Origin of the sequence: Neorhizobium sp. S3-V5DH (assembly GCF_004343065.1) — a bacterium.
Lineage (GTDB): Bacteria > Pseudomonadota > Alphaproteobacteria > Rhizobiales > Rhizobiaceae > Neorhizobium > Neorhizobium huautlense.
In genome coordinates this window covers 166584-183203 of sequence record NZ_SMCL01000005.1, presented here as the reverse complement: position 1 = coordinate 183203, position 16620 = coordinate 166584, and the positions used below count along the sequence as shown (strand labels likewise).

At 59.2% G+C, this 16620-nt stretch carries 13 protein-coding genes; 4 read left to right on the top strand and 9 right to left on the bottom strand.

The features are described 5' to 3' along the window. Positions 1-9 precede the first annotated feature (9 nt). Positions 10-1536 (bottom strand): ABC transporter substrate-binding protein, encoded by a 1527-nt coding sequence (locus EDE09_RS10705; RefSeq protein WP_132410325.1) that lies wholly within the window; start codon positions 1534-1536, stop codon positions 10-12. A 286-nt stretch (positions 1537-1822) separates the two neighbouring features. Further along, the gene (locus EDE09_RS10700; protein WP_112798019.1) at positions 1823-2641 is read right to left on the bottom strand and encodes a bifunctional allantoicase/(S)-ureidoglycine aminohydrolase; all 819 of its coding nucleotides are present in this window, start codon (positions 2639-2641) and stop codon (positions 1823-1825) included. Between the two features lie 450 nt (positions 2642-3091). On the opposite strand from EDE09_RS10700, the gene EDE09_RS10695 reads away from it, so the two are divergent. The 3 genes from EDE09_RS10695 (at position 3092) to EDE09_RS10685 (ending at position 6689) form a co-directional block, all read left to right on the top strand. Next, positions 3092-4021: a sugar ABC transporter substrate-binding protein gene (locus tag EDE09_RS10695; RefSeq protein ID WP_132410323.1), complete on the top strand. Its 930-nt coding sequence runs from the start codon at positions 3092-3094 to the stop codon at positions 4019-4021. Between the two features lie 67 nt (positions 4022-4088). Then, on the top strand, positions 4089-5630 hold the full coding sequence (locus EDE09_RS10690) for a sugar ABC transporter ATP-binding protein (RefSeq protein WP_132410321.1): 1542 nt from the start codon (positions 4089-4091) through the stop codon (positions 5628-5630). A gap of 27 nt (positions 5631-5657) precedes the next feature. Further along, complete coding sequence (locus EDE09_RS10685; protein ID WP_132410319.1) at positions 5658-6689, top strand: ABC transporter permease; 1032 nt, start codon at positions 5658-5660, stop codon at positions 6687-6689. 90 nt (positions 6690-6779) lie between these two features. On the opposite strand, the gene EDE09_RS10680 is transcribed toward EDE09_RS10685, so the two are convergent. The 6 genes from EDE09_RS10680 to EDE09_RS10655 form a co-directional block, all read right to left on the bottom strand. Continuing rightward, the gene (locus tag EDE09_RS10680; RefSeq protein WP_132410317.1) at positions 6780-7898 is read right to left on the bottom strand and encodes a Gfo/Idh/MocA family oxidoreductase; all 1119 of its coding nucleotides are present in this window, start codon (positions 7896-7898) and stop codon (positions 6780-6782) included. 42 nt (positions 7899-7940) lie between these two features. Then, a complete protein-coding gene (gene iolB, locus EDE09_RS10675; protein ID WP_132410315.1) occupies positions 7941-8750 on the bottom strand; it encodes a 5-deoxy-glucuronate isomerase in 810 nt (269 codons plus the stop codon). Continuing rightward, positions 8747-9658 (bottom strand): myo-inosose-2 dehydratase, encoded by a 912-nt coding sequence (iolE, locus tag EDE09_RS10670; RefSeq protein ID WP_132410313.1) that lies wholly within the window; start codon positions 9656-9658, stop codon positions 8747-8749. Before iolE ends, iolB begins: the two co-directional genes overlap by 4 nt. A gap of 2 nt (positions 9659-9660) precedes the next feature. Further along, positions 9661-11481, bottom strand: a complete 1821-nt coding sequence (iolD, locus tag EDE09_RS10665) for a 3D-(3,5/4)-trihydroxycyclohexane-1,2-dione acylhydrolase (decyclizing) (RefSeq protein WP_132410311.1) — start codon at positions 11479-11481, stop codon at positions 9661-9663. Next, the gene (gene iolC, locus EDE09_RS10660) at positions 11478-13394 is read right to left on the bottom strand and encodes a 5-dehydro-2-deoxygluconokinase (protein ID WP_165924155.1); all 1917 of its coding nucleotides are present in this window, start codon (positions 13392-13394) and stop codon (positions 11478-11480) included. The genes iolD and iolC overlap by 4 nt, the downstream gene beginning before the upstream one ends. 132 nt (positions 13395-13526) lie before the next feature. After that, positions 13527-14342 (bottom strand): MurR/RpiR family transcriptional regulator, encoded by an 816-nt coding sequence (locus EDE09_RS10655; RefSeq protein ID WP_132410307.1) that lies wholly within the window; start codon positions 14340-14342, stop codon positions 13527-13529. A gap of 175 nt (positions 14343-14517) precedes the next feature. Here EDE09_RS10655 and iolG point away from each other — a divergent pair, with 175 nt between their 5' ends. Further along, positions 14518-15507, top strand: a complete 990-nt coding sequence (gene iolG, locus EDE09_RS10650) for an inositol 2-dehydrogenase (protein WP_132410305.1) — start codon at positions 14518-14520, stop codon at positions 15505-15507. A gap of 129 nt (positions 15508-15636) precedes the next feature. On the opposite strand, the gene EDE09_RS10645 is transcribed toward iolG, so the two are convergent. Further along, a complete protein-coding gene (locus EDE09_RS10645; RefSeq protein WP_132410303.1) occupies positions 15637-16437 on the bottom strand; it encodes an NAD(P)-dependent oxidoreductase in 801 nt (266 codons plus the stop codon). Positions 16438-16620 lie beyond the last annotated feature (183 nt).

The window sequence follows — 16620 nt, the reverse complement described above, 5'->3', positions numbered from 1 at the left end:
TCCTCGTGCCTACTTCGTGATGGACGCGTTCCAGAAATACGGCCAGGGAGCCGGTTCGACGCCTTCAAGCTTCTTCGACTTCGCCGCTACCGCATTGAAGTCGCCGATTTTGATAAGCGGGAGTTCATCGTAGATCGTCTTCTGGACATTTGCCCAAAGCTTCACGCGTTTTGCCTCGTCTGCCTCGGAGGTGAAAGCATCGACTGCAGCCTTGCGGGCGGGCGTGTCCCACCAGCCGGGCGAACTGGTCGAAAGCGCGCCGATCAGGGCCGGCTCCGGCAGGAAGGGGCTGTGGGTGATATAGATGTCCCACAGCTTGGGGTCCGTGCGCCTCTGGGTCAATGTCGCCCAGTCCACGACCTGCATGTCGACCTTGAAGCCGGCGAGCTTCAGATATTCGGCAGCAACCTGCGCCATCTTGTAGTGGAATTCATATTGGCGGCTTGTCAGGATGCGAAGCGGCTCGCCGTTATAGCCCGCAGCCTTCAGAACCTCCGCAGCGGCTTCCGGATTGGCAACATTATAGTTGCCCTCGACTCCCGTTTCGCTATGCCACCCATAGTTGGCGGGATAAAAGGCACCGTCCAGGGCATAAAAATCCTTGCTGCCAAATGCCGCCGCCAGCATGTCCTCCATGCTGAGAGCTTGAGTGACGGCCTTGCGCAGTTCCAGCTTCGAGGCCAGGCCTTCCTTGGTGTTGAAGACGAACACCGGATAGCCGAACGGCTTGAGCAAAACAGGCGCAGAAGCGGAAGAGGATTTGATCTTGTCGAAGGATTCCACAGGAATGGAATCGACATAATCGTATTGGCCCGAGACGGCAGCCTCGACGCGCGTGTTCGGATCGGGCACCGGCACGAAACGGATCTCGTCGAGATATTGGTGGCGGGCGCCGCCATAACCATCGCTCGCGCCAGAGCGAGGCTTGTAGCCGTCGAAACGCGCTAGCTGGATATATTGGTCGGCCTTGCGCTCCTTCAGCATATAAGGACCGGTGCCGACAAACTCCGTCATCGGCTCCGCCTGCTTCTCGGCCGGGATGATAATCGCCGCAGAGTTGTTGAAGGCAAGCAGCGAAACAAGCGGCGCATAAGGTTGCTTCAGCTTGATGGTGACGGCGTCCGGGCCGGTCGCTGCCAGGGTTTCGATGAAGCCGGCGGCCTGCTTGCCGCGCGAGGCAGTCTTGGTCCAACGGCCGAGTGAAGCGATCACATCTTCCGAGGTCATGTCGCTTCCATCGTGGAACTTGATGCCGGTGCGCAGCTTGATCGTGTAGGTCTTCCCGTCGGCGCTGATCTCCGGGAGGCTCTCGGCCAGGAGTGGCGTAACCTTCCAGCCCTTGTCGAAGGTATAGAGGGTCTCGAAGATGTGTTGCGTCACGATTCCCACAAGGTCGGCCGTCGAGGCCATCGGATCAAGCGTCGGCGGCTCGCCGATCGTCGCCACATTGATGACACCACCTTTTTGCTGCGCCAAGGACAAGCTGGGTACGGCGACGAGGGCCGTCGCCAGAAGGAATGCAAGTTTCAGTTTCATCACAGTCTCCCGATCTTATGTTCCACTATTATGTTATATCGACTTTTATAACAGAATAACGAAGACGCGAGCGGTGTCAATGGCAACGTAGGAATCGATGCCACGCGTCGTGCCCTTTCTGATTTGAAGGCGAGCCTCCCCATTCTCACAGGCGCTACCCAGCGGGCAACGCAGCGAGGCGTGGGGTTAGAATTGCCTCGAAAGGACTACGGGGAGCGCGGGAATACAAAGCAGCCGAACGGCTGCATCAAAAATCGCTCAATTGGCGAAAGACGACCCAGACTCTTCAAAGCTCGGGATGCCGGTTCACATCCTTGTAGAGCAGATAGCGGAAGCGACCTGGCCCCCCGGCGTAACATGCCTGCGGGCAGAAGGAGCGAAGCCACATATAGTCACCCGCTTCCACCTCGACCCAGTCCTGATTCAGTCGGTAGACCGCCTTGCCTTCCAACACATAAAGCCCATGCTCCATGATATGGGTTTCCATGAAAGGAATGATGGCGCCCGGCTCGAAGGTGACGATATTGATATGCATGTCATAGCGGATATCGGATGGATCGATGAAACGGGTTGTCGCCCATTTGCCATCCGTATCCGGCATCGGGTCCAACGCGCATTCGTCTTCGTGGGTAAAAACCGGCGGCGGCGGCTCGAGCCCCTCCACCACCTTGAACGCCTTGCGAATCCAGTGGAAACGAACCGCCGCGGCGCTGTTGTTCTTCAAGGCCCAGTGTCTACCGGCGGGCAGATAGGCGAAAGACCCCGATCTCAAGTTATGTGATGCACCATCGAGCTCGATCGTCATCTCGCCCGCCACGACGAAGATGCCGGCCTGCGCGCGCGCGTCCGGTTCGGGTCGCTCGCTGCCGCCGCCCGGCTGCACTTCCATTATGTACTGCGCAAAGGTCTCGGCAAAACCACTCAACGGACGCGACAGGATCCAGGCGCGCGTACCGCTCCAGTGCGGCAGCAGGCTTGTGACGATATCGCTCATGACCGTCTTGGGTATCACCGCATAAGCGGTGGTGAAGACGGCCTTGCTGGACAGAGTTTGCGTCTGCGGCGGCAAGCCGCCCACGGCTGAAAAGTAACTGCTGGTGGTCATCTGCATCATTCCCGAAAGCACTCGAATATCTGCTTTAAGCCCCACTCGGAATTTGAGCAAGGGAGTGACCCGATTGCCGCAACGACCCGACTTCAAGACGCGGGAAATCCCTGCGGCGGCTGTCCTTATCAAGCAGTGTTCTCACCAAATACCACCGAAACCGTGGAGCACGGTCGGTGGCCTCTTTAGAACAAAAATTCTGCCATTGATCTTGCTCCTCATCCGCATTTTCTCCAGAAATTAAGCGATTTTTGCTGCCATTGAGAATTTCTGCGATGAGCGCCGTTGACGGCTCGCTCAAAAAATGGAATAAATTATCCGTAACATCCGAGCCGTGGCTGAATCATTCCGCGGCGCATCCACGTCGGGAGCGGGGATGAGATTACTCGGTCGGGAGGCCAGTTCCGGTAAGATCGGGTGACGCCGGAAACCAATAGAGGAGGAGACCACATGAAGAAGCTCATTTTCGGTGCGACGCTGTCTTTGCTGTTAAGTACCGCTGCACATGCCGAGACGGTCGGCGTATCGATGGCGCTGTTCGACGACAATTTCCTGACGGTGCTGCGCAACGGGATGCAGGATTATGCAAAGACGCTGAAAGGTGTGACGCTGCAGGTGGAAGACGCCCAGAACGACGTCGCCAAGCAGCAGAGTCAGATCCAGAATTTCATCGCCGCCGGCGTTGACGCGATTATCGTCAACCCGGTCGATACCGACGCGACGACCGCCATGTCGAAACTGGCGGCGGAAGCCAAGATACCGCTCATCTACGTCAATCGAGAGCCTGTCAACGTCGACAGCCTGCCGGAAAAGCAGGCCTTCGTTGCCTCCAATGAAATGGAGTCTGGCACGCTGGAGACCAAGGAGGTCTGCAGGCTCCTGGGCGGAAAGGGCACTGCCGTGATCATGATGGGAGAACTGTCCAACCAGGCAGCCCGCATGCGGACGAAGGACGTGCATGACGTTGTCGCGACCGACGAATGCAAGGGCATCAAGATCGTCGAGGAGCAAACCGCCAATTGGCAGCGCACCCAGGGGGCGGACTTGATGACCAACTGGCTTTCCAGCGGCCTGGAATTCGATGCAGTCATTTCCAACAACGACGAAATGGCGATCGGCGCGATCCAAGCTTTGAAAGCCGCAGGCAAGGACATGAAGAAAGTGGTCGTCGCTGGAGTGGACGCCACGCAGGATGCACTTGCCGCCATGCAGGCCGGCGATCTCGATGTCACGGTGTTTCAAGATGCAGCCGGACAGGGCAAAGGCGCCCTCGATGCTGCCTTGAAGCTCGTCAAGGGAGAGAAGGTCGAAAAGAAGGTCTACATTCCCTTCCAGCTCGTCACCCCTGCCAACGTAAAAGACTTCGTCGCCAAGAATTAAGCGACGTTTTCCGGATGCGGCGGAAGATCCGCCGCATCCCCCTTTTCTCGCTCCACAGGAGATTGGAATGGTCGTAAGCCCATCGACCATGGCTGCCGTGCGCAAGAGCGGCGCGATTCCCAATGCGGAATTCCTGCTGACGGCAGAAGACGTGCGCAAGGAATTTCCCGGCGTCGTCGCCCTCGATGATGTTTCGTTCCGACTGAGACGCGGCACCGTGCACGCGCTGATGGGCGAGAACGGTGCGGGCAAGTCCACGTTGATGAAGGTTCTGGCGGGCATTTATCAGCCCGACAAGGGCACCGTAAGGCTGAGAGGCGCGGAAATACGGCTGCGATCGCCCCTCGACGCCCTGGAAAACGGCATCGCCATGATCCATCAGGAGCTGAACCTGATGGCCTATATGACAGTGGCGGAAAATATCTGGATCCGCCGCGAACCGCTCAACCGCTTCGGCCTTATCGATCATGGCGAAATGTACCGGCGCACCGAAGAACTCTTCAGCCGGCTGAACATCCAGATAGATCCTGAGGCCAGGGTCGGCGACCTCTCCGTCGCCAATCGGCAAATGGTGGAAATCGCCAAAGCCGTCTCCTACGAATCGGATGTCCTTATCATGGACGAACCGACCTCGGCACTCACCGAGCGCGAAGTGGACCATCTCTTCCAGATCATCCGCGACCTGCGCACACAAGGGATCGGGATCGTCTACATCACCCACAAGATGAACGAGCTCTTCGAGATCGCAGACGAGTTCTCCGTATTCCGTGACGGCAGATATATCGGCACGCATGCTTCGACCGAAGTCACCCGCGACGACATCATCCGGATGATGGTCGGCCGCGAAATTACTCAAATGTTTCCCAAGGAGGATGTGCCGATTGGCGATACCGTCTTGTCGGTAAAGAACCTCAACCTGAAGGGCGTATTCCACGACGTTTCATTCGACGTGCGCGCCGGTGAAATTCTCGGGGTCGCAGGCCTGGTCGGCTCGGGCCGGTCAAACGTGGCAGAGACACTGTTCGGCGTGACGCCCGCGACCTCCGGCACAATCGAAATTGATGGCCAGGCGGTTGTCATCGATAGTCCCACCACGGCCATCCGCCACCGAATGGCTTTCCTGACCGAGGACCGCAAGGACACAGGCTGTCTGTTGATCCTCGACGTGCTTGAAAACATGCAGATTGCCGTCCTCCAGGACAAGTTCGTGAGCAAAGGCTTTGTTCAGGAGGCGGAACTGAGCGACGTCTGCGAGGACATGTGCCGCAAGTTGAGGATCAAGACGCCAAGCCTTGCCGAGCGCGTCGAGAACCTGTCCGGCGGCAACCAGCAAAAGGTGCTGATCGGGCGCTGGATGCTGACCGATCCGCGGATCCTTATTCTGGATGAACCCACGCGCGGAATCGATGTCGGAGCCAAGGCCGAGATTCACCGGCTCGTTTGCGAAATGGCCCGAAAAGGCGTCGCGGTCATCATGATCTCGTCGGAAATGCCGGAGGTCCTGGGGATGAGCGACCGCATAATGGTCATGCATGAAGGCCGGGTCACGGGCTTCCTCGATCGAGCAGAAGCAACACAAGTCAAGGTCATGGATCTTGCGTCGCGTTGACGTGCCCAAGACCTGAGGGAGGATAAAATGACGACTGACGCTGCGGCCAAAGGCAGTCTCAAGGCAACGCCGGCACGCCGCCGGAACCGACGCATGCCACCGGAGGCCAATATCTTTCTGGTGCTGATCGGCATTGCACTCATTTACGAAATACTCGGCTGGCTTCTGATCGGCCAGAGTTTCCTGTTCAACCAGCAGCGCCTGACGATCATGATCTTGCAGGTCTCCGTGATCGGCATCATCTCTGTCGGCGTCACGCAGGTCATCATCACCGGCGGGATCGACCTTTCATCCGGATCGGTCGTCGGCCTGACAGCCATGCTGTCGGCAAGTTTTGCCCAAGCCTCCACCTGGCCCCGAGCCCTCTATCCAAGCCTGACCGACATGCCGTTTTTCGTCCCGATCGGGGTCGGGGTCTTAGCCGGCATGCTTGCCGGATACATCAATGGACAACTCATCGCCAAGACAAAGATCCCGCCGTTCATCGCTACCCTCGGAATGATGGTAACGGCCCGGGGTCTGTCAAAGTGGTACACCAAGGGGCAACCCGTCTCAGGTCTCAGCGACAGCTTCACCTTCATCGGCACGGGCATCTGGCCGGTGGTCGTATTCCTGGCCGTCGCCCTCATCTTCCACGTGGCACTGCGCTATACCCGCTATGGGAAATTCACCTACGCGATCGGCGCCAATACACAGGCTGCGCGCGTCTCGGGCATCAATGTCGAAGCCCATCTCATCAAGGTCTATGCAATTGCGGGCATGCTGGCAGGCCTTGCCGGGGTAGTCACCGCAGCCCGGGCGCAGACCGCCCAGGCCGGCATGGGCGTCATGTACGAACTCGATGCCATCGCCGCAGCCGTTATCGGCGGCACCTCTCTTTCAGGAGGTGCAGGCCGTATCACCGGGACAGTGATCGGAACCGTAATCCTCGGCGTGATGACCTCGGGCTTCACCTTCCTGCGGGTCGACGCCTATTACCAGGAAATCGTCAAGGGCATGATCATTGTCGCCGCAGTCGTTGCTGACGTTTATCGCCAGAAGAAGCGGGCCAAGGCTTGAGCGTCCTCCATCAGGCACATCTGGGCGGCTTCGGCCGCCTTTTTCTTTTTAGAGGAGAACCACTGAGCAGAATAACTGGCCAGCGAGCCGTCAGGCTTCCACCGACACCCAACGTCGCTCCGCAAATGAACGGGCCATGGCGTGGACGGAGCGCTCGATTTGAAGACCATCCCCGAAGCTGATGAGATGCGCCGGCTTGCCGTTGATGGCCGAGATCAATTCGTGGCACTCGATGATCTTCAGATCATTAAAACCGAGGCCATGACCCGGGGCCGGGATAAAGCGATCATAGGGGTGATGATCCGGTGCAGCCAGGATCTTCCGGAAGCCCTGTTGCGTCTTGTCGCCGGAATTCTGGTACAGTTCGAATTCGTTCATCCGCTCCTGGTCGAACAGGATAGAGCCTTGCGACCCGAAGATTTGCAACGCGATACGGCCTTTGCGTCCCCAGGCGGAACGGTTCGCCATCAGCACCCCTGAAATACCCCCTTCCAACCGGAAAAGGACACTCGCCAGATCGTGGTTTTCCACCGGGCGAGTTCCTCCGTCCGGCAGCGGCCTTTCCGCGTAAGGCTTGACCATGTCGGTGACGACTGCCTCGACATGGCCGAAGAGCGTAAAAAGCAGTGACAAAGGATGCACCGCGAAATCGTCCAGTGCGCCGTAACCGGACGCCGCCTCACTCTTCCAGTAGAAGAGCGCCTGCGGGTCGGCCATGAAATCCTCGTCCATTTCAACGCGCACATGATTGACGGCACCGATGGCGCCTTGCTCGATCAGCCCCTTGATTTGTCGGATCATCGGATTCTGGATGTAGTTGTAGCCCATGGCAGCGATCTTGCCTGACCGTCCGGCGGCCGCCTGCATGCGCTCGGCATCGCCCAGCAGAGGCGCCATGGGTTTTTCGCACCAGACGTGTTTGCCGGCCTCGAGCGCGGCTATGGCCATTTCGGCGTGAAAGGCATTCGGCGTCGTGACGGAGATCACATCCACATCCGGATCGGCCAGAAGATCGCGCCAATTGCTTGTGGCGTGGGCAAATCCGAGATCGCGCGCCTTGCGTGCGGCGAGTTCGGCGTCGACTTCGGCAAGCGCCACAAGCCTGGGCCGATCCACATCGCCAAAGACGCTTGCCACGGAATTCCAGGCGAGCGCGTGACATTTGCCCATATAGCCGGTGCCTATCAGCCCGACGCCCAAGCCAGCCATTCTATTCTCCTTCTTAGCTGGTGACCTGACTGGACGAAGGCGTCAGGGATTGTCGCGCCTAAAAATCCAATCGTGATCAGGATGGTTCTTGAAGCGCCATTTACGGATCGGGCCCGCCATGACGTTCAGGTAATACATGTCGTACCCATAGGGCGCACCGCAGGGATGGTGGCCCTTCGGCACCAGGACCAGGTCCCCATCTTCAACCGCCATGGTTTCGTCAAGTGAGCCATCCTCGGTGAAAACCCGCTGGAAGCCAAAACCCTGCGCCGGATTCAACCGATGATAATAGGTCTCCTCCAGATAAGTCATGTCTGGAAAATTGTCTTCGTCGTGTCGATGCGGCGGATAGGAGGACCAGTTTCCCGATGGCGTGAAGACTTCCGTGACCAGCAGGCTGTCGGCAACATCCCGCTCTTCCATCGCGATCGGATAGATATAGCGTGTATTGGCATCCTTGCCGCGCGTATTGAGCGACAGGCCCTGCGGCCCGATCTGTGCAGCCTCACGCCCCGGTTTGGCGGGTGCCGTGCAGACGGCGAGTTCGCAATCGGTGCTTGCGGTCGCATTCCATTTGGCGCCTGCGGGAATATAAACGCAGTGAGGCGGCTTGCGCTCGAAAACGTTCATGCGATCGCCAAGCTCGCCGAAGTCCTTGCCTCCCCCGCTGACGCGTGCCTTGCCCTGAACCAGGACAAGAATGACTTCGGTCTCTCCGGTTTCCTCGCCGACCGTTTCGCCGGGTTTGAGCCTGTAGAGCCCGAAGCCGACATATCCCCAACCGGCGTCCTTCGGCGTGACGTCATGCACCTTGCCGCCCCGACCTTTCGGCTTGCGCAGCAGATTGCTCATGCCACAGCCTCCGCCTTGTCGAGGCCTGCCGCCTTCGCAATCGCTTTCAGCGAAGACAAGCCGAGGCTCTGATATTCAAAAGGATTTCTGACATCAGGATCCTGCTCGGCTTCGATCACAAGCCACCCTTCGTAACCATGTTCCGCTGCAATCTTCAGGACAGGCTGGAAATCCACGCCTCCCTCCTTGTCTCCGGGTACGGTGAATACGCCACGGCGTACGCCCTCAAGGAACGACAACTTCTCCTCGCCTACCTGCCGGGCGATGTCCGGCCGCACATTCTTCGCGTGGATATGACCGACTCGGTTCATGTATTTTCTAGCGACCGCTTCCGGATTCCCGCCGCCGAACAGGCAATGGCCCGTATCGAGCAGCAGTTTGGCGTGCGGCCCGGTATTTGCCATCAGCTTGTCGATCTCATCCTCGCTCTCGACGATGGTACCCATATGATGGTGGTAGACGAGCGCGATCCCCTGCCCGGCGGCAAATTCCGCCAGTGCCTCGACGCCGGCGCCGAATTTTGCCCAGTCGGCATCGGCGAGTTTCGGGCGATCCACCAGCGCCACGCTGTCATTACCGTGAATGGCATTGGAGGTCTCGCAGACAATGATGACGCTTGAGCCCATCGCCTTCAGAAGGTCGAGCGGCGGCTGCATCGCAGCCTTTTCCTCCTCGATGGAGTTCGTCAGCAAATTCAGCGAGTGCCATCCCGAAACGAACCGCAACCCGCGCGGTTCGAGAACCGCCTTCAACGCTTCCGGCTGCTGCGGAAATTTGTGGCCTTTTTCGATCCCGTCGAAGCCGATCCTGGCCGTCTCGTCTAGGCATTGCTCCAGGCTGATATGAGCGCCGAGGGAACGGTCGTCGTCATTCGACCAGGCGATTGGATTGGTTCCGTAGAGGATCATGACTAGCTTCTTTCCTTGAGCGCGGCTTCGTAGGCTACCCGAGCCTTTTTGACTTCTTCCCGTGGCGAGACTTCCGGGACGGCCACATCCCACCAATAACCACCGGCATCGAGCGCCGGATAAGGATCGGTATCGATGACGATCACAGTTGGAACGGTGGCATCGCGGGCGGCATTGAGGGCCGCTTCCAGATCGGCGATCGATGAAACCTTGCGCGCATCAGCACCCATTGCCGCCGCATGCGCGGCAAAATCGATGGCAATCGGATTTACATTCGTGTGGGCATAGAGATTGTTGAATTCTGCGCCACCGGCACTGACTTGAAGCCGGTTGATACAGCCGTAACCGCGGTTATCGGTGATCACGACGGTGATCTTCGCGCCCATGGCAACAGCTGTCGCGAGCTCCGAATTCATCATCATGTAGGAGCCGTCGCCGACCATGACGATTACATCGCGATCCGGTTCCGCCATCTTGATGCCGAGGCCACCCGCGATCTCGTAACCCATGCAGGAGAACCCGTATTCCATATGGTAGGAGAGTGGCAGCTTGGCCTTCCACAACTGATGCAACCCACCCGGCATCGTGCCGGCCGCGCACATCACCACCGTATTGTCGCGCGAGGTCCGCTGTACGGCGCCGATCACCTGCATGTCCGTCGGCAGCGTGTTGGCGTCCTTGGGAGCCGCGGTTGCCGCATCGGCCTTGGCGAACCAGCCCGTCTTCAGTGAAGCATCCGGAGCAGCATAACGGTGATCGCCAAGAGCAGCCGAAAGTTTCTCGAGCCCAATCTTCGCATCCGCCACAAGGGGCATCGCATCGTGCTTGGAGCTGTCATAAGCCTGAACGTTCAACGCAAGGATCTTGCGGTCTGGGTTTTTGAACAGCGCCCAGGATCCGGTGGTAAAATCTTGAAAGCGCGTCCCGATTCCGATCACCAGATCGGCATTCTCCGAAACCGAGTTGGCGCTTTCCGCCCCGGTTACGCCGACTGGCCCGAAATTCAGATCATGATCCCAGGCAAGTGCCGACTTGCCTGCCTGCGTTTCCACCACAGGGATCCGGTGCTTTTCCACGAAACCCGTCAGCGTTTCGGTCGCGCCGGCGAAATGCACGCCGCCGCCGGCCACGATCACCGGGTTCTTGGCTGCCTTCAGGGCTGCCACTGCCGCCTCGAATTCATTCCGATCGGGTTCCGGCCGGCGGGTGCGCCAAACCTTTTTTTCAAAGAAAGCTACCGGATAATCAAAGGCCTCGGCCTGCACATCCTGGCAGAAGGCAAGCGTCACCGGACCGCAATCGGCGGGATCCGTCATGGTGCGCATGGCACGCGGCAGTGCAGTCAGAAGCTGTTCCGGCCGCATGATCCGATCGAAATAGCGGCTGACGGGTTTGAAGCAATCGTTGGCGGATACCGTGCCGTCGCCGAAATCCTCGATCTGCTGCAAGACCGGATCCGGGCCGCGGTTGGCAAAGATATCGCCCGGGATCAGCAGCACCGGCAGGCGGTTGACATGGGCAAGGGCGGCTGCCGTCACCATGTTCGTCGCGCCGGGGCCAATGGAGGATGTCACCGCCATGGCGCGGCGGCGGCGCAGCTGCTTGGCATAGGCAATCGCGGCATGAGCCATGGATTGCTCATTCTGGCCGCGATAGGTCGGCAGTTCCTCGCGAATGCCATAGAGCGCTTCACCAATGCCGGCAACATTGCCGTGGCCGAAGATCGCCCATACTCCTGCGATATAGGTCTCGCCATCCTCATTCAGCTGGTTGGCCAGATAGCGCACCAGCGCCTGTGCCGCCGTCAAACGTACTGTCTTCACGCCGCTTCTCCCGTTCTGGCGCGTGCCTCATCCCAGATTTGGCACAGGCTGCGATAGCGCCCTGCCATATCCTCCACGGCTTCATCGTCCGAAATACGGCCCGCCAGCCAATTGCGCGCCGCCTCCCCGAAAATCGTCCTGCCTACGGCAAAACCCTTGACGAGGTCGAAGCGGGCAGCAAGGCGGAAACTGTCCTGCAACTCCGCCTGCGGAGCATCGAGCCCCAAAACCACGATCCCGCGCGTATAAGGATCGTTTCGCTGCACAGCCGCGCAGGCATTGGCCCAGGCCGCTTCGCTCTTCATCGGCTCCAGCTTCCACCAGTCGGGATAGACGCCGATCTCGTAAAAACGATCGATGATCTTCCCGACCGTCTCGTCATTCGACGATCCGACCTTGGAAGGAATGACCTCCAGGAGCATTTCCAGGCGGTTGCGGCGTGCCGCCTCGAACAGGCGCTTCACAGTCACCTCCTGTTCGGCCCGCAGCTCCGCTGTATCGTCCGGATGATAGAAACAGAGAACCTTGACCACCTGATCGAGGGGCCATTCCCCAAGCCCGCCGCAATCCAGGCCGAGTTCCGGCTCGAGCGTCAGCGGGCGGGAGCCGGGCCATTCTGCGGGGCGACCGATCCAGAGGCCTGTTCCAGCGGCGGCATAAAGTGCATCGCGGCCAAGCCGGCCGTCGCAAAGAAGGCCATAACCGGTGTCGTTGCCGGCGACCCTCTTTGCGGCATCCAGGCAAAGCAGCTTGAAAGCACCAATCCTGTCGGCCGGCGCGCCCGCCTCCTCGGCCATTGCCTCGAGCTGCATGCGATGATCGAAGGCGAAGACCCGCATGGTCGACCAGTCGCCCTTGCGGTTGGTCGACCAATGCACCTGTTCGAGGGCCGCATCCTTGCGCAGAGCCTTTTCGCGAATTCCGGTCTTGAAGAAATATTGCAGCTCTTCCCAACTGGGATAGGCCGGAGTGCAGCCATGCCGCGACACGGCAAAGGCGCCGCAGGCATTGGCATATTTCAGGGCTGTCGGCCAATCCTCGTCCGTCAGCCACCCTTTCAACAAACCAGCCATAAATCCGTCACCGGCGCCGAGCACGTTAAACACTTCGATCGGGAAGCCTTCCCCGGTCTGGCCCCGCTCCAGGCTGTCGGGCACGTCTCCCTCGAACACCACAGCGCCCATCGGACCGCGCTTGCACACCAAAGCGGCATTGGAAACCTTACGCACGGCCTTCAACGCCTCGAGCGTATCCGTGGAGCCGCCCGCGATGTGGAATTCCTCTTCGGTGCCGACGATCAGATCGAACAGGCGCAATGTGGACTGCAGTTTTGCGGTCACTTTCTCGGACTCGATAAATCGGCTTTCTCCCGCCTCATGACCCGCAAGGCCCCATAGATTAGGACGATAATCAATATCGAGCGCTGTGCGGGCACCGTTTTTCCGTGCGAGGGTCAGCGCCTTCAGCACAGCGGCTTCCGTACGCGGATGGGACAGATGCGTGCCCGTCACGCAGACGCAGCGGGCATCGGCGATCAGTGCCGGATCGATGTCATCCTCGCAAAGAGCCATATCGGCGCAGTTCTCGCGATAGAAGATCAGGGGGAACTGATTCTGGTCGCGAATGCCGAGCAGGACCAGCGCAGTCAGGCGCTCCGGATCCGTCTTCACGCCCCTTACGTCGACACCTTCGCGTACCAATTGCTCGCGAATGAACCGGCCCATATGCTCGGCGCCGACGCGGGTAATCAGTGCGCTTTTCAGACCAAGCCGCGCTGCGCCTGCGGCTATGTTGGTGGGTGAGCCGCCGATATACTTATTGAAAGAGCCCATGTCTTCCAGACGCCCCCCGACTTGAGCGCCGTAGAGGTCGACGGATGACCTGCCGATCGTGATGAGATCGAGTGACGTCAAATTTTCCTCCCTGCCGGCTGCGAAGCTGTTGCACTCCGCCAGCCATTTCGAATGGCGCATCTACCGGCGCATCATTCCTCCGTCGTCTATATGGACTATAAATTCTATTTTGTAGAATTTCAACACGAATATTCAGGAAGAACGCCGCGTGCCCACCGCCACGGACAAAGCAATGGCAAGACAGAGAGTAGCGGACAGCGAGCGGAAGGCGCCAAAGTCCACCTCGGAAACCGACAGGGTGATGGCTTCATATTTGCGGAGGGGGCTGACGATCGTATCCGTCAAAGCGACAACCGGAACACCTCGTGCCTGCGCCGCCTCCACGAGTTCAATCGTTTCCGCCGAGTAGGGAGAAAAGGTGATGGCAAGCAGCACATCACCGGGACGGATGGCATTGCGGTTATCGAGCCTTCCGACGGCGCTGTGGAGCATGGCCGGTACGTCCATCTTCTCGAAGGCATAGGCCATATAGCTGGCCACCGGAAATGAGCGTCGCAATCCGATGATGTGAATCATCTGCGCGTCGGCCAGCACCTGTACCGCCTGCTCGAGGCTCTGCGGCTCGATCGTCTTGAAGAGATTTTCGAGCGACATGCGTCCCGCCTCGACGAACTCCGCCAGCAGCGCCGAGGGGCTTCCCTCCGCTTTTTCGCGCAGGTGCTGAAGGCGCGTCGTGTAATCCGGCCAGCCCCCGACGAAAGACTCGCGAAAGAGCTTCTGCATTTCCGAAAAGCCGGAGAAACCCATGATCTGGCAGAACCGCATGAATGCAGACGGTTGTACCCCGGCACCCTCCGCCATCTCGGCCACCGTCGAGACAGCAATCCGGTCCTTGTTCGCCGCCACATATTCGGCGCACTGCCGCAGCCGCTTCGGAAGGCGTTCCGCTACTTCCAGCAGCCGCTCCTCGAAGGCCTTGATGGTGGTCGGACCGGCCCCTTCATTCATACTTCTGTGCCTCCAATCGCGCGCTTGACATAAGGTGGATCAACATCTAGCAGAATAGAAAATATATTCCAAATCGAGAATGGATCCTCGCGACCACGAATTCGCTTTTCCCAGCATCAGCGGAACAGAGATCGTAGAGGGCCACAGACGCGACCGATTTTGTGGGAGAACGACCATGGTCACCAAGCTGGCGCTTTTGGGCGCAGGACGCATCGGGAAGGTGCATGCCCGGGCAATCGCCGAGGACAAGCGCGCCAGGCTGGTGGCGGTGGTCGATGCAGTGACTGAAGCCGCCCAGGCAATCGCCGACAGTGCCGGCTGCAGGGTCAGCAGCATTGAAGACATCGAGGCGGATCGAGACATCGACGCGGTCATCATCTGCACGCCGACCAACACTCATGCAGATCTTATCGAACGCTTTGCAAAGGCCGGCAAAGCGATCTTCTGCGAAAAGCCGATCGACCTCGATGTCGACCGCGCCAGAGCCTGCCTTGAGACCGTCCGCAAGAGCGGCGCGAAGGTGATGCTCGGTTTCAATCGCCGGTTCGATCCGCATTTCCGCGCGGTACGTCAGGCAATCGATGAAGGCCGAATCGGCAAAGTCGAAATGGTGACAATCACCAGCCGCGACCCGGGTCCGCCGCCGGCGGAATATATCAAGGTTTCAGGCGGCATTTTCCGCGACATGACCATCCACGATTTCGATATGGCGCGTTTTCTGCTCGGCCAAGAGATTGTCTCCGTCATCGCTGCCGGCGCGGTTCTGGTCGATCCGAAAATCGGCGAACTGGGCGACTACGATAGCGCTAGCCTCATCCTGACGACAGCGAGCGGGCGCCAATGCCTTATCTCCAATTCCCGTCGCGCCAGCTATGGTTACGACCAACGCATTGAGGTCCATGGCTCTTTGGGTTCGGTATCCGCGGAAAATCAGCGCCCGGTGTCGATCGAGGTCGCCAACAAGGGCGGCTACACGCGCCCGCCGCTCCACGACTTCTTCATGACCCGTTACACCGCCGCTTACGCGGCGGAGATCTCCGCGTTTATCGACAGTCTGGAAAACGGAACGGCACCTTCTCCCTCGGCCGAAGACGGGCTGATTGCACTGCAACTTGCCGACGCGGCACTTCGCTCCGCCAAGCAAGGGGCGATCGTGAAGATCTAGCCGCGCGGGCTGCAAGTCTGGGGTATCGGAGGAAACGGCAGGCGAACCACGCTTGCCGCCGTCTCCTGCCGGTTGGGGAGCTTCTTTCACCCGCGGCACGCACGTCAAACGGCAGCCCGCGGATCGCCGTCATTCATCGTCCGGATGACCCGCGGACGTAAACGGACCGCCTTGATAGATGACCGCGGGATTTGCCGGATCTTCCTTGCCGGCCGCCGCTTCTACTTCCACTCGCCACTTTGCCGAGCTGTCCTGCGGCTTCCAGCCAAGGAAAGCCGCATTGCGGTTGTCCCACCATTGCTCGTCATTGGCCGACGCACCGTAAACCACCGTATGACCGAGCCGGGGCGTGTCGAAAGCACGGCCGCAAAGCGAGACGAAATCCCTGTGGCTGAGCCAGGTTGCTAGCATTCGGGTATTCATCGGCTTTTCGAAGCAAGACCCGATACGCACCGACAGCGTCTCCTGGCCGAACTTGTCGAAATAGAGGCTGGCAATGGCCTCTCCGAAGACCTTCGAGACGCCGTAGAGAGAATCCGGCCTGGGGACGACCGTGCTGTCCAGCCGCTCGTCACGCCGGTAATAGCCGACGACGTGGTTCGAGCTTGCAAATACGATACGGGGCTTACCATTGCGGCGGGCCGCCTCGTAGAGATTATAGAGGCCAAGGATGTTTCCCTGCAGTATCAGATCGAACTTGCGTTCGACCGAGACGCCGCCCAGGTGGATAATACCATCAACGCCGTCCAGCATTTCCGCCACCTGCGCCGCATCGGCAAGGTCGCAGCGGATGAAGGTCTCTCTCCCGCCGACATCGCTTATCTCGCTGATATCGGAGACGACCACGTGTTCGGCAAGCTCTCCCAGCATCGGCCGTATTGCCCGCCCAACGCCGCCCGCTGCGCCAGTTAAAAGAAGTTTCTTGAGCATCCGCCCCTCCCCGAGAGATCGGCTGCGATGCCGTCATCTCTCATGTTATCATATCTCATACCCTATGTTATACTATAAGAGCCTCGAGGGCCGTCAACGGATTTCTTTCTCGGCGCTTGACAAAAGGGGGCTGGTCCATCCGACTATCTCAACAGGAAGACATGGCATGCTCGGGAGCAATCT

Bases quoted from the DNA above. Each gene is read 5' to 3' on its own strand.
- EDE09_RS10705 (WP_132410325.1), bottom strand. From the start codon at position 1,536: ATGAAACTGAAACTTGCATTCCTTCTGGCGACGGCCCTCGTCGCCGTA.
- EDE09_RS10700 (WP_112798019.1), bottom strand. From the start codon at position 2,641: ATGACCACCAGCAGTTACTTTTCAGCCGTGGGCGGCTTGCCGCCGCAG.
- EDE09_RS10695 (WP_132410323.1), top strand. From the start codon at position 3,092: ATGAAGAAGCTCATTTTCGGTGCGACGCTGTCTTTGCTGTTAAGTACC.
- EDE09_RS10690 (WP_132410321.1), top strand. From the start codon at position 4,089: ATGGTCGTAAGCCCATCGACCATGGCTGCCGTGCGCAAGAGCGGCGCG.
- EDE09_RS10685 (WP_132410319.1), top strand. From the start codon at position 5,658: ATGACGACTGACGCTGCGGCCAAAGGCAGTCTCAAGGCAACGCCGGCA.
- EDE09_RS10680 (WP_132410317.1), bottom strand. From the start codon at position 7,898: ATGGCTGGCTTGGGCGTCGGGCTGATAGGCACCGGCTATATGGGCAAA.
- iolB (WP_132410315.1), bottom strand. From the start codon at position 8,750: ATGAGCAATCTGCTGCGCAAGCCGAAAGGTCGGGGCGGCAAGGTGCAT.
- iolE (WP_132410313.1), bottom strand. From the start codon at position 9,658: ATGATCCTCTACGGAACCAATCCAATCGCCTGGTCGAATGACGACGAC.
- EDE09_RS10655 (WP_132410307.1), bottom strand. From the start codon at position 14,342: ATGAATGAAGGGGCCGGTCCGACCACCATCAAGGCCTTCGAGGAGCGG.
- iolG (WP_132410305.1), top strand. From the start codon at position 14,518: ATGGTCACCAAGCTGGCGCTTTTGGGCGCAGGACGCATCGGGAAGGTG.
- EDE09_RS10645 (WP_132410303.1), bottom strand. From the start codon at position 16,437: ATGCTCAAGAAACTTCTTTTAACTGGCGCAGCGGGCGGCGTTGGGCGG.